The 13,863-nt window shown below is 51.4% G+C and carries 8 protein-coding genes; all 8 read right to left on the bottom strand.

Annotated features, from left to right (window positions below; all coding sequences use genetic code 11):
• Positions 1-195 precede the first annotated feature (195 nt).
• Positions 196-1,236: a sialidase family protein gene (locus FOA19_RS03680; RefSeq protein WP_149089428.1), complete on the bottom strand. Its 1,041-nt coding sequence runs from the start codon at positions 1,234-1,236 to the stop codon at positions 196-198.
• Between the two features lie 140 nt (positions 1,237-1,376).
• Positions 1,377-2,459 (bottom strand): family 10 glycosylhydrolase, encoded by a 1,083-nt coding sequence (locus FOA19_RS03675; protein ID WP_149089427.1) that lies wholly within the window; start codon positions 2,457-2,459, stop codon positions 1,377-1,379.
• Positions 2,456-3,580 (bottom strand): carbohydrate-binding family 9-like protein, encoded by a 1,125-nt coding sequence (locus tag FOA19_RS03670; protein WP_149089426.1) that lies wholly within the window; start codon positions 3,578-3,580, stop codon positions 2,456-2,458. The genes FOA19_RS03675 and FOA19_RS03670 overlap by 4 nt, the downstream gene beginning before the upstream one ends.
• 140 nt (positions 3,581-3,720) lie before the next feature.
• Complete coding sequence (locus FOA19_RS03665; RefSeq protein ID WP_149089425.1) at positions 3,721-6,117, bottom strand: glycoside hydrolase family 3 N-terminal domain-containing protein; 2,397 nt, start codon at positions 6,115-6,117, stop codon at positions 3,721-3,723.
• A gap of 103 nt (positions 6,118-6,220) precedes the next feature.
• On the bottom strand, positions 6,221-8,089 hold the full coding sequence (locus FOA19_RS03660; protein WP_149089424.1) for a beta-galactosidase: 1,869 nt from the start codon (positions 8,087-8,089) through the stop codon (positions 6,221-6,223).
• Positions 8,090-8,252: 163 nt separating this feature from the next.
• Complete coding sequence (locus tag FOA19_RS03655; protein WP_149089423.1) at positions 8,253-9,737, bottom strand: alpha-L-fucosidase; 1,485 nt, start codon at positions 9,735-9,737, stop codon at positions 8,253-8,255.
• A gap of 43 nt (positions 9,738-9,780) precedes the next feature.
• Complete coding sequence (locus FOA19_RS03650; protein WP_149089422.1) at positions 9,781-11,244, bottom strand: alpha-L-fucosidase; 1,464 nt, start codon at positions 11,242-11,244, stop codon at positions 9,781-9,783.
• Positions 11,245-11,302: 58 nt separating this feature from the next.
• On the bottom strand, positions 11,303-13,786 hold the full coding sequence (locus FOA19_RS03645) for an alpha/beta hydrolase-fold protein (RefSeq protein ID WP_149089421.1): 2,484 nt from the start codon (positions 13,784-13,786) through the stop codon (positions 11,303-11,305).
• Positions 13,787-13,863: the final 77 nt, after the last annotated feature.

Below are 13,863 nucleotides of genomic sequence, written 5' to 3'. Positions count from 1 at the left end.
AAGACCAAGCGAAAGGGTAGTCCTCCACGTACCAAGAAGGCATTCTGCTTTTGGCCTGATTTTAAGAAAACAAGCGCAAAGCAGAATGCCTGAACAGGAGAATCACTCAACAAGTAGAATTGTCCACCAAAAGAAACGCCGCTCTCTTCAGTAAGAGGCGGCGTTTCTTTTGAGAATGGTTGTGAGGTTGCTTACTTAGGATTGCTTTGCCGGCTTGTAGACCACGTGTTTCACGTTCTTTCTGTTGTAAGTATAGGTGATGTGCACCAAGCCATCTTTGGTCTGGATAATGGCCGGGTAACTGTATTCCTCTTCTTTCCCGTCTTCCAGAACCGCGACATCTTTCCAGGTGTTGCCATCTTTAGAGACCGCTACATACAACTTGCCCCGTCCGTTAAACCAATCCTTCCCGGGTACATCGGGGTTGTACACGATCACCTGGGTGCCGTCTTTCAAGGTAACCGCGTCTGTACCGGAGTTAGGATTGAGCAAACTGGTTTTAGACAGCTTCCCCCAACTGTTACCTCCGTCTTTGGACCAGGCCTGCACAATGCTGCCTTGCTTGCTCCTGCACAAAATCTGAAGGCGCTTTCCTGAGTGAAATACAATGCTAGGCTGTATGACATCAAACCCAGACTCAGGATCAACCGAAATTCGCTGCCAAGTTAATCCCGCATCCGTGGACTTCTCGATATGGACTTTCCAACGTTCTGTGCTTTCCTCCACGCTGGAGGGCGCTAGAATGGTGCCATCCGTGAGTTGAACGGGCTTGTTCTTGATGGGGCCCAAAATGCCGTTGGGCAGTCTTTTAGGTGCTGACCAGGTTTGCCCTTCATCCTTAGAGGTCTTTACCACGCCCCACCACTCTCTGGGGTTGGGACCTACTTTGTAGAACAGAAACAAGGTTCCTTTTCGCTCTTTGAACAAGACCGGGTTCCAAGTGGGGTAGCGCAGCGTATCATGGAGGATGCCGTTGGCAACGCTTACTGGTTTTGAGGTGCCTTTGTGATCAAGCGTACTCAGCCAGATATCTACATCCACGCGGCCCTCACCAGACCCTCCGAAGCAAGCCAACAGCAGTTTGCCATCAGATACCTCCACGAGGGTAGAGGCATGACACTGCTGGAAAGGCGCATTCTCAAAGACAAGCTCCTCTTTTACTTTGGTCCAACCAGACTGAGCCTTGGCAGCGTACGCCAATGAACAAAAAAGGGTAATCAGTAGATATCGGGTCATATTGGATTAGAAGTACACCAGAACGCTTCCTTGGTATTGTTCAGTCACGTAGGTAAGGGGGTAGGAAAAGACAGGCTTGTTTTTGCCCTGATTTGTAGAAAACGAGCCGAAAGCAGGAGGTTCAAGTTCGGCCTGAAACCCTACGCTTTGATGGAAGCCGAAGCAGCTTTCAAAGCGGAAAGCACCTCGTCTGTTACGTTGCCAAACAGGGAGATTCCCCTGGCTCCATTCTTCAACGCGTATTCCATTCCGCTCTGCAATTCTGCGCTGCTTTTGAAATCTGGCAGGTAAAGGCCCGCATACAAGGGGAACCGACCGGCCAGGAAATGAACGCCTTCGGTCACGGCATCGCCAATCCATCTTACGTCTTCTTTGTAGAATCCGTGGTAAATCATGGGGCACACGCCCGTGAGATTCCAGTTGGTCCAGTCCTGCCGAACAATTCTCCTGGCTACTTCGGGGGTGGGGAACACCGCGGCCGTAATCGCCTTTTTATGTTCTTTGGCCACCCCGGCCAAATTGTTCACAATGTTGGTGACGGCAAGGTAGCGGAACAACCGCCAGGACAAACTCGCCTCGGGGTACTTGATGTTCTGGATATCCTCGCCCCGCCATTCTTTGAATTTGGTGCGGCAAACCTCGCAGTAGCAGTAGTCATACTCCGGCAGTTCTTTGGTTTGCTCTATCTTGTAGTTGTCCCAGAGGTTCACGGGCAGAATGACGTCACAGAAACGCACATAATCCAGATGGATGCCGTCTACATAATCTTTGCTCAGGATATGGCGCACATCTGCCTCCAGGTACTGCTGCACTTCTGGGCGGGAGGGGCATAGCCAACGGTAATAGCCCACATAAGGCGGCTGCGTGGCACAAGATTCTCCTTTTCTGTTTTTGGCGTACCACTCCGGGTGCGCCTGTAGCAACTCCTTCTCCCCGCGGTTCATGGTCCAAATCCAGCGGTGCGCTTCTAACCGCTGGCTTTTGGCCGCCCTGAAGTGCTTTTCACTATCCGCCTCGAAGAAGATGCCTCTTATGCCGGCCTCGTAGAACTGCTGATATTTTTTCTGGAGATCGGCTTCCGGGTCGTTATGGTTGGGATTGATCCATACCCAGTGTTTCCAGCCTTTCTTTTTGCCGATACTATCGCCTATTGCCGGGATTGGAAGGCTGGCGGCCACACCGGCCATCAGGCTAGCCTTGAGGAAAGTTCTCCTTGTTTTCATAGGGGGTTGTTTAGCTTTTGAATCAATCCGTCTTGGTTGATGCTCCAGAGCACCTGGTCAGGGCCTTTGATCGTAGCCGTAAACTGATAGTCGGTGGCTTGTACCAGCAGTTGGTTGGCTTGCCCGTCAATCTCTATCGCCCCGGCGTTTTGTAGGTTGAGCAAAGCCGGTGAACCTGCGTACTGCTTATGCTTGGCATGGAATTCCTTCTGCCGGTAGTACACCAACCAGAGATAGTTCTTTTGCTGTTCGGGGTAGGGCAGGGAAAACGCTACTTTCTGAGTGCCCGCTTTCTGTTTAGTGAAGTGCAGGTATCCCCACCGTTCCGGAAAGTGCATGTTCACCACTCCCTGCGGCGACCACACCCAGTTATGCTCTGGCAATGGGCGCCCTTCGCTGTCTTTCCTTTTCACGTACTGGCCCTCCTGCACGTCTGTGTCCCATTGCACCCGGGAGAAGTTGATTCGCCACAAGCTGCCGTCCTGGGGTACTTTGGTTTTATTGCCCATGGAAACCGACCGGAAGGGAATGGCGAGTTCAACCGTCCAACCTTGGTCAAGGTCTTTGGGGTTATTGATGGTGCCCTGCACCTTCACCGCCGATTTCAGTTTGTCCAGGTTCCAGGGGATCATGGCCGCGCCGCCGTTTCTATAGGGTTTTGGCAAAAACAGGTCGAAAACGGTATTGAAGGCGTTTACCTCTATTTCATAGTACTGGTGAGTCGTATTCTCGGGGTCTAGGAAAACCTCAAAGTCGTTGTCATGGTAGATGATCTGATCACGGTCTTTGAGGGTGGCCCACACGTGCGGCTCCTTTACTTCAGCGGCTATGAAAAGGTGCGTGCTGCTCCAGGCCATCTTCACGCGGGTGTCCAGCGATGGTTTGGGCTTGAGATCACCTTCAATATCCTGAAAGCCCTCACTCCACTCTACCTGCTGCCAGATGCCGTCATTCAGTTTGCCGTCAATGATGGGTTCCGCCTGGGTGAAGTAAGCGGTGTACTTCTTAGGAACCGTAAAGAGAGGCTCCAGCCCCTGAAACACGGACTGCGCCTGGCTTTCTGTGAGGGGAGACAGCAGGCCAACCACCAAGAAGCAGGAGAATAGTTTACGTAACGGCATAGGCCTGGCTATTTAGGGCGCTGTCTAACGGATGAGCAACGAGGTAATCTGATCAATAAGGGCCTTTTCCTGCGTAGGATTATCAGGTAGTCCAGGCATAGGTTTGGGCAGGGTGGAAGGAGGCTATTTACCAGAAGCCCTTAGTCACCTGCCATCGGTACCTGAATGGCCTTCTGCACCTTGAACTCGGCTTTTAGCCGGATGTCTTCAGCGGAAGCCCCCACCATTACTGTAAAGACGCCCGGTTCCACCATCCACTGCAGCTGGGTGTTCAGCAGCATCAGGTCCTCCGCGTTTAAGTCAAAGGCAATGGTTTGTTCCTCGCCAGCCTTTACGTGAATGCGTTTGAACTTCTTCAGTTGCAGGGCCGGCGTTACGGTTGAACTTACATTATCCCGCAGGTAAAGCTGCACCACTTCATCGCCGTCTTTTCCACTGGTGTTCTTCACGTTGACCTTTACCCTTGCAGCTACCGCTCCCTGGCTTTCTGAGGTGTTTACCTGCAGGTTGCTGTACTCAAACTTGGCGTAGCTTAAACCATGCCCGAAGCTGTACAGGGGCTTGGCCGTAGTTTCCACGTAATCATGGCTGGCGGGCCTTTTGGCGTTGTAATACACGGGCAACTGACCTACATGCTTGGGGATGGAGATAGGTAAGCGCCCGGCTGGATTGTAATCCCCGAACAGCACATCAGAAATGGCGTTGCCTCCCTCTTGCCCCGGATACCAGGCATCCAGAATGGCAGGCACTTTCTCGGCCATCCAGTTAAGGTTGAGCGGGCGTCCCTTGATAAGCACCACCACCACCGGAGTACCCGTTTTCACCACTGCTTGCAGCAGTTGTAATTGCTTGCCCAACAAATCAAGCGTAGCCCTGTCATACCCTTCGCCGCTCTCCATGTCAGGGATAGTCTCGGCTTCTCCTGAGGCTTTTACCGTAGCTGCGCCGGTGCTTTGGTATTCCGTTTTGAAGTCGCGGGCACTGGAACCGCCCAAGACTACTACTGCCACTTCTGCGTTTTTAGCGGCGGCAACCGCTTCTGCAATGTTATCTGTAGTGGTGTCCCTGATTCCGCAGCCTTTGACATAGGAAACCTGCGTACTGGCACCTACTTTGGCTTTGATGCCCTCCAGCACGGTTACGATGTTGCTTTCTGGTTGCGGAGCGGTATAGTCACCTAACTGGTTATAGATGTTGTCAGCGTTGGGCCCGATGACGGCAATGCGCTTCAGACTCTTCCTGAGCGGCAGCATATCTCGCTCGTTTTTCAGCAAAACGATGGATTCCTTGGCTACCTGGCGGGCGAGCTGCACATGCTCAGGGTTCTTCACTTGTTTGGCGGCTTTGGTAGGGTCTACATAAGGATTGTCAAACAAGCCCATGTCAAACTTCAGGCGTAACACCCTGCTTACCGCTCTATCCAGCACTTGCGATGGGACTTTATCGCCCTTTACCGCTTCTATCAACGCCTTGTCATAGCCATAGCCGCTCAAGTCAGCGTCAAGGCCGGCATTGATGGCCAGCGCGGCGGCCTCCGCGGGCGTGGCGGCTACATGGTGGCTGCCCACCAAACCAGAGATACTGCCCAGGTCAGACACCGTAAAGCCATTGAAGCCCCATTGCTTTCTGAGCAGGTCACTCAGCAGGAACTCATTGGAAGAACAGGGCACTCCGTCAATGGAGTTATAAGCCGTCATCACAGACAAGGCACCCGCTTTCACCGCTGCCTTGAAGGGAGGTAGAAAACTCTGATATAACTCACGATAACCAGTGCTGATGCTGCCCCCGTTGTGGCCGCCCTCTGGTACGCCGTACGCGGTGAAATGCTTTAGGGTAGAAATTACGTTTACCCCACTTTTCAGATTATCGCCCTGAAAACCCTTCACCATGGCGATGCCCATCAGGCTATTCAGCACCGGGTCTTCGCCGTAGGTTTCTTCCACCCTGGACCAACGCGGTTCGCGGGCCAGATCCAGCACCGGTCCGTACCCGATGTGGGCGCCTTGCACCCGCGCTTCCGTAGCAATCGCCGAGGCCATTCTCTGGATCAGAGCGGGGTTCCAGGTGCTGCTTTGCCCAATGGAAGTGGGGAAAACCGTAGTACCGATGGCCATGTGTCCGTGTGGACATTCTTCTGCCAGCATCAGCGGGATTCCCAATCTGTTATTCTCAATCGCATACTTCTGCAAGGCATTGGTAGCTTTGGCTGCTAACACGGGGTCCAAGCCTGTCTTAAGTGTTTTCTTTGTCCAGGGATCGGCGCGCAGGGTGGCCCAGAGCATGCCTATGTGTCTTTCCTTTACCGCTTTCTTGAATTCTTCGCTCGCCGATACCTTGTCTCCCTGCTTTTGGTACATCTCCCAGCCCAGCAAGGTAGACAGCTGGCCTACCTTTTCTTCCAGCGTCATGCGCCCGAGCAAGTCTTTTACTCTTTCTTCCGTAGAAGCTTTGCTGTTCTTGTAAAGCGGCTTTTCTTTCTGCGCGAAAGCAGAAGTCGCACAAACTAAACTCAGCCCGAAGAGGATGTATTTGATCATGAAGAATTCGTTTTAAAAGGAGCCACAGCTAAACTGATCTGTTCCTTACATAGACACTATGCCAGATTCTGAAGCAGCCATTACAGGTTATCTGTTTTGCTGATTATTGCAGTTCCTCTAGAATGGGTTTATCAGTTGTTTTCAGTTCTTTTTGCAGTACATCGTTCTGCTGCTCAAGAATCACCACTTCATTCTTGCCCTTGTTCAGCCAGCAACCCGGCAGGTAAAGGGTTTGCTGAGGACCTGCTTTCCAGTAGCGGCCCAGGTTATGCCCGTTTACAAATACAATTCCTTTTCCCCAACCGCGCATATCCAGGAACACATCGCCGGTTTGCTTCAGGTCAAAGGAGCCGCTGTACAGCGTAGGCTTGCCTTCCTTGTTCTTGGGGGTGTACTTGGTGAGGTCTGGTACTTTGTCGAAAGGCAGTTTGTACATGTTCCAGTCGCCGGTGATCTCAAAGCCGTTGATGATGACCGGCGAGATAATGCCTTTGGTGTTGTGCACTATTTCTGCTCCGTAATTGATGCGGCCCATGTTCTCTACCAGCAACTCCAGGGTAGCGTTGAATGGAATCTGAATGTCTAGCTCGTATTTGTTTTCCTGGCGATTGAGTTCTCCTACTTTCTTCCCGTTCACATACACTGTGGCATAATCGCGCAATCCCTTTACCTGTAGTTTCCCCTGTACCGGTTGGGTAAAGCGCTTGCTGTACAGCACATAGCCGTGCCCTTGGTTTAGGTCTTCAAAGGACAGCGGCGTGCTGTTGGTAACAGGTTTAATGTCTTTCTTCAGGTCAAACAGGTCAACGGTTTTGCTTAACTGGATGGCGGGTATGGTAATGACCGGTATTTGCGCGGGAACATTTAAGACCGGGTATTGGACGTATTGGCGCATCAACTCCCGAATGGCCGTGTACTTTGGCGTGACCCAACCCGCCTCGCTTACCGGCGCATCATAATCATAGCTGGTAATGTCGGGCTGAATGTCATGCTCCTCATTGTAGTTAGCGCCAGAGGTAAAGCCAAAGTTGGTACCTCCGTGCACCATGTAGAAGTTGAAGTTGATCTTGTTCTTGAGGTACACCTCGGTCTGTTTGGCAATGTCCGCTGCGCTGATGCGGGTGAAGGGTTCGGCCCAGTGGTCTAACCAACCCGGGTAGAACTCTGCCACCATGTAAGGACCTTTGCCGCCGTTGTATTGATCTACCGCTTTCTTCAGGTTTTCTACGTTGCCTTCGCCGTTGGCGGTGGGTAAAGCGCCGGCGGTGGCCCCGCCCTGGAACAACCACGTACCATCCGAAGTAAAGAAAGGCCCTTCAAAACCGGCCTCTCCCAACTGCTTCTTGATGGCGGCATTGTACTTCTTGTGCTCCTCTAAGGCAATGTCTTTCCGCTGGTCTACATAAGACCCGAACTCATTCTCCACCTGCGTCATGATGATGGGGCCGCCTTTGCTTACCTGGAGGCCTTTTACCTGCTCGGCCAGCTTGTTGATATACACTCTGCAAGAATCCAGGAAAGGCTGGTTGTTGGCCCGGATGACCAAATTCTTGTTCTTCTGCAGCCACCACGGATAACCACCGAACTCCCACTCGGCGCAGGCATACGGACCCGGACGAAGAATCACAAACAGGCCTTCTTCCTGGGCCGTTTTAATGTACTCGGCTAAGTTTCGGTTATCGGTTTTGAAATCCCACACGCCCGGCGCGGTGTTGTGGTAATTCCAGAAAACATACGTGGCGACGGTATTCAACCCCATGGCCTTGATCATCTTCAGACGATGCCGCCAATACTCCTTCGGGATGCGGGCGTAATGCATCTCGCCGGAATGAATCTGCGTGGGTTTGCCATCATACAGGAACTGCCCGTCCTTTATCTCAAAAGAGTGTTTCTGCTGCGCATTCGCTGAAAACACAATGGATAAAGAAAGAAGCAGGGCAATTTTGAAGGTGTTTTTGAAAAAATGTATCATAAACGGAAGGCTTCTCTCAGCATACACAGGGAAGGCAAATCTCCAGGATTTCTGCTTCTGTCTTATGCTTCATCTTCGGTGATCCTGATTTTTATAAATACTGCTTTTAAGCACGTTTTTCCGTTTTCAGCCTCTTTTCCCAAAAGGAGGCCCAAAGCGGAATTTAGTATATCTCAAGGTTGGAAAGTACCGGGCTATCCTTTGCCTCCAGAATCTTTATTCTAAGCTTGCTGGTACTCACGGGCTGATCAAACTTCAGAATGCGCTTATACCCGATGGTAGTAGCGTTGGCTACCGGTTGCCAGGTATTGTTCTGCCAAGCATCCACCGAAAAGGCTTTTACCCGCTGCCCTAGTCTGATGTATTCCTGCAACAGCACGTACTTCACGGGCTGCGTTTTGCCTAGATCAATCTCAATGGAAGCATTCTTGACCTTGTCATCTGTAGCCCAATAGGTATCCTTATCAGCATCTACGAGGTTGGCTGGCGCATACAGTTTGGCATTGCCCCTGAAGGAATCTGCTGTGATTTTTGCTTTTAGCGCGAGGTTGTGTTTAAATGCCTCATCTAACAGGTTTCTCCATCCTTGGAGGGCTTTCACATCATTCTCATGGATGAGCCCGCGCCGGTCTGGCGGGACATTCAAAAGCAACGTAGAGCCTCTTCCCACCGAGGTAAGATAGATGTCAAACAGCTCCTGCGGGGTCTTCACTTTGGCGTCTTCCTTGGCATGGTAAAACCAACCCGGACGGATAGAAACATCCACCTCGGCCGGGATCCATTTATTCCCGTCTTCGGCACCTCTGTTCAATAGGTCTTCAATGCCGCTTTTACCGGCAAAAAGGGTATCATTGCTGATGGTGTTCCAATTGGTCTCGCCCACCACGCCTCGCTCATTTCCTACCCAACGGATATCTGGTCCGGCATCGCTGAAGAACAAGACTTTAGGGTCTGGCTGTAGTTGGCTGACCATCTGCAAGGTGGCAGGCCAGTTGTAATAGGTGCTTCGGTCAATCTTGCGGGTTTCCCGGGCACCTCCGTAGTACCCATCGCCTCCGTTGGCACCATCAAACCACATCTCAAACACCGGCCCGTAGCTGGTGAAAATCTCTTTCAGTTGGTTGCGGTAGTAGTCTATGTAAGAGGGTTTCCCGTAATCGGCACGGTTCCTGTCCCAGGGAGAAAGATAGACCCCAAACTTCACGTTGTGCTTTCTGCAGGCATCGGCAACTTCTTTTACGATATCACCCTTGCCGTTCTTATAGGGGCTGTTTTTGAGAGAATGGTCGGTAAACTTACTCGGCCATAACGCAAAGCCATCATGGTGCTTACAGGTAAGTATGATTCCCTTGAAGCCGGCCTCTTTCAAGGTGCTTACCCATTGGTCCGTGTTTATTTCGGAAGGGTTGAAGATGGCCGGGCTTTCGTCTCCGTAGCCCCACTCCAGATCGGTGAAGGTGTTGGTGGTGAAATGCACAAAAGCGTTCATCTCCATTTCGTGCCACGCTACCTGCGCCGCCGAAGGCACAGGGTACACGGGCTGCGGGGGAGCAACAGCGCTTGAAGAGTAGGTAGTACCATTCTTCGCGCAGGAGAAGAAGGTACCAGCCATGGCAGTTGCTAACATCAACTGACAATATCTTTTCATGGAACGTTTACTTAGGGTAAATAGAGAAAGCTTCTCTGGTGATCTATTCAGCGGTATAAGAGAAAGCCATAGCCGGGTAAGCCCCTTTGGTTTTATCCAAGGCCGGCAGGTGGATGATGGTCTTTTCTCCTTGTCTTTCCCATTTTATGGTTTTACCGTTTTGCAAGAGCTTCACCTTGCTTCCTTTTTTAGGCGCGTTGCCGGTCCACTCAATAGTAGCGGGCATGGCAGCATCTTCTGCTAAGCAGGCGATGGCGTAGCGGGTTCCTTTTTTACCCTGCGTGAAATAGGTGGTTCCGTCTTTGAAACGATCTGTAGTGCGGGTGTTATAAATGGCTTCGCCGTTTACCTCTAGCCACTGTCCAATTTTGGTTAATCGGTCTACTGCTTCTGTGGGTAAGGTTCCGTCAGGTTTCGGGCCGACACCTAATAAAAGACTTCCGCCTTTGGCGACTACCTCTACCAAAGAGTGAATCACCTTGGTGGCGGATTTGAATTTGTCATTCGGCACGTAGCCCCAGTTGTTGGCCAGCGTGAGGCAGCTTTCCCAGGGGTTATCTATCTTGTTTTCCGGTACGCGCTGTTCTGGGGTCTGGTAATTCTCATAAGGTCCGTGCACGGTGCGGTCTACTATCAGTAAGCCGGGCTGGGCAGAGCGGGCCATGGAAGCGATCCGCGGCATGTCTACTTCCTGGCTAAATTCTGGGATGGCAGCGCCCCAGGAACGGACCTCGTCATTCACGGTTTCTTTGGGTCTTACCCAACCGCCGTCTAACCACAAGATGTCCATGGAGCCGTAGTTGTGCATCAACTCACCTATCTGGTTATAGGTAAATTGCTTGTACTGGTTCCATCGCCAGGCATGCTTTCTGATGTCATAGTTTACATTGCGATCTGCCGTGGCGTACTTGGGCCACCAGAAGTACTCAGAATGCCAATCGGGTTTTGAGAAGTAAGCACCAATCATGAACCCTTCCTTGCGGAAAGCATTGAAGACATGCTTCGCTACATCGGCCCGCGGGTTACTTTTGAAAGGACCGTTCGTGATCTTGAAATCGGTCTCTTTGGTGTCAAACATGTTAAAACCGTCGTGGTGCTTGGTGGTAAACACCAGGTAGCGCATGCCGGCTTTCTTGGCCACGCCGGCCCACTGCTCTGGATTGAAGTTGACCGGGTTGAACTCCTTGCTGAGCCCCCAGTACCACTTCTTGTAGTCTTCATAGGCGACGGTACTATCCCGCTCAATCCAGTCCTCGGAACACAACTGCCATGATTCTATGATGCCCGGCACGGCATACAGCCCCCAGTGGATGATCAGCCCGAACTTCTGGTCGCGCCACTTCTCCAGCTTCTTTTGCACAAGCGGGTCTGTAGGCGCTTCGTATTGGGCTGACTGATGGTGTACCCCCTGTTGCTGCGCGGTAGCCGATATAGATAAACCGGAGCTCAGGATGGACAGCACCAAGATGCGTTTTACCAAACTAAGCTTTGAGAAGTGGAATGACATGTACTAGCGTTGATTGTGTGAATTCTGTTAAGACGTTTGCTCCCTTTTTAAAGGAGTTTTAAGGAATCATGCTTGGTTCCTGGGTGACTTGCTGGCCGTTTTCCATGCTCCAATCATTCCCATAGAACCCCGCGGTCTTTACACCGGCAGATCCGTTTTTGAGCAGATTTAGGGAAAACACCATATAATCGGGGAAGCCGCTACCACCGGCGAAATACTGGTTTGCATCAGCGGCCTGCATGCCTTTCAGACCGGTTCCGGTTACCACGGCTACCGAAGCAACTTTGCTGTCGGCGCGGGGCCACATGAAGTAGGCTCCCAAATCATCGCCCTGGTACTTTGTTTTTCCAACCTTGATGCTGCCGCGCTGCACCTGAATAGGGCTCTTGGCCAGTAGCTTTTTCCAGGCACTGTTAGTAGAGGCGTTGCCGTACAGAATGACCCCTCTATTTGGGTAAGCGGCTGGTTTAAAGTCTTTATCCGCGATGATGTCTACCGCACCGTTTCCCCGGTAGTACCAAACCTCGGCATCATATCTTGCCTTGTTGTAGGCCCACTCGTTCTCCTCTTTGTTGCCCGAGGTGCCATACACGTAAATCATCTTGTGGTTGAATGGCTCTTTGAAGGTCCCATTGCGCACGGCGCCTTTCTGCCTGGCCAAGGCGGGTTTAGCCCCGGTCTGCCAACCTTTCTCCTGACGGTACAAATACATAGTATCTGCGGCCGTTTTGGTGGTGTAAGAAACAGGGTTTCCTCCGTCTAAAGCAATCGATACCTTTTCGCTTGGGTTGAAGTCATTTAAAGCCAGGCTTAACGTCGCTACATTCTCCGTCTTACCGGTGATGGTCTTTTTGCCTTTGTCCCGGTCCAACTGAACACGGCTGTATTTCAAGGATTGCTGCTGTTGCAAGACAGAAACCCAGTGGTAGGTAGAGGAAATGGCAGGACTGGCCGTGCTGAAGTTGACTTTGTTTACCGCGCTGTCATTGGGAATCGTGTGCCATTTGAAGTAATCAAAAATAGGTTTCCAGTCTACGCTTTCGTTCCCGAACCAATGCTCCCCGCCGGGGTATTCATAATAGCTGAAGTCTTTGTGAAAGGTAGCCAAAAGGTTTTTCATCTGCCGGGCGTAGTCAACAGAAACTACTTTGTCGCTGTCGCCGTGGTGGATGTAGACGCCTGCGGCTCCATAGTTCTTCGCCAGTTCAAGGACGTTGCTTGAGTTACTGGCCTGTAGCAGCAGGCTTTCCATACCGGTTCTGCCCGCTTCGGGGATCTTGCCATCGGCAGAGCCGTATGCGGCCAAGGTGGGGTATCCCGCGCAGGGAGCAATAGCGGCCCATTTGCCTGGGTAAGTAGCGCCTAAAAACCAGGTGCCGTGGCCGCCCATCGAATGGCCTGTCAGGTAAATCTGCTTAGGGTCTGGGTTGAATTTCTTTTTGGCTAACTCAAAAACCTCCAGAGCATCTAATCGGCCCCAATCTTCCCAATTAAACCCGCGGGGTCTGCGGTTAGTGGGCGTAACCACCACCCCCCAATCCTTGGGTTGGTAGGCCCTTGCCTGCCCAATGGCTTCTACTCCGGCCCCATGCACCGAAAGGAATAAAGCCGAGGGGCCTTTGCCGGTTTGCGTTTGCGGGGCTACGCCAAAGTATTGAACGCTGCCGTCAATCTCACTGAGGAAGGTGCCGCTATAATGGTCCTTTGCCTCCACAGCCGGGATTTGTATGGTCTGGGCGTCCAGGGCTTTGCCGTTTTGCAGTAAGCTGATCTCAGCGGCGTACTCTCCTTTTTGTTTGGCACCCGCCGGGTCTATTCTAAAGCCTACTTTTCTGGTGGTCATGGCAGGAATCACCGGTACCTTGGTCAAGACTTCCTTTCCTTCCAGTTTACTTCTGAACTGCAGGTTGGTCAGGGGCTGATTAGAGGCATTCACCACCACCAGGGCTCCCCACAAGGGTTGCTGCTGGTTTCCTAATACAATGCTGGGTAGGGTAGGGTCTTCCTTTTTGAGGATAACCGATTTTGTGTTTAGAGCCAGTTTTGCGGAAATACCATTCCAAACAGAAAACCTGGATCCTCTTATGTATAATTCGTTTGTTCCCTTTTTGAGTTGTACCGGCAATTGCAACCATCCATCACTATAGACATCGCCGGTGCGGGGTTGGCCATTGACGTACACCATGCTGTGGCCGGAAATATGCAACAAAGCAGCCTGCTCCTGGTTTGATTCATAGGTTAGGTATAAGTACCCGTTGCCTAACTCTCTGCCTTTGAATTTACCTGTACTGTCTACCTCTACTGCGCTCCACGTAATTTCTTTGCCTTTCTCATTGGTGAGAAATACCTGGCCCTCAGCAGGCTTCTTTAGGGTTTTGCTATAGAGCTGGTAAGCCAACTGGTCTGTGTAGATGGCCTCTCGTCCGTATTGGTGACAGTCTTCTACTACCAGGCCTTTCTTAAATTGATGCGTATTCTGCGCTTTCGCAAAACTCCCGAAAGCAAGGAGCAATAAGGTAAAAATTAACTTGCTGTTTTTCATCCTAAACAATTATGCCTTTCCAATACTATGGTTTTTCTGTCCTTTTAGAAAAACGCTTATAAAACAGGAACAGATTG

The organism is Rufibacter hautae (genome assembly GCF_008271695.1).
GTDB lineage: Bacteria > Bacteroidota > Bacteroidia > Cytophagales > Hymenobacteraceae > Nibribacter > Nibribacter hautae.
The sequence above is the reverse complement of the archived record's forward strand: the minus strand, read 5'-3'. Positions and strand labels throughout refer to the sequence as shown.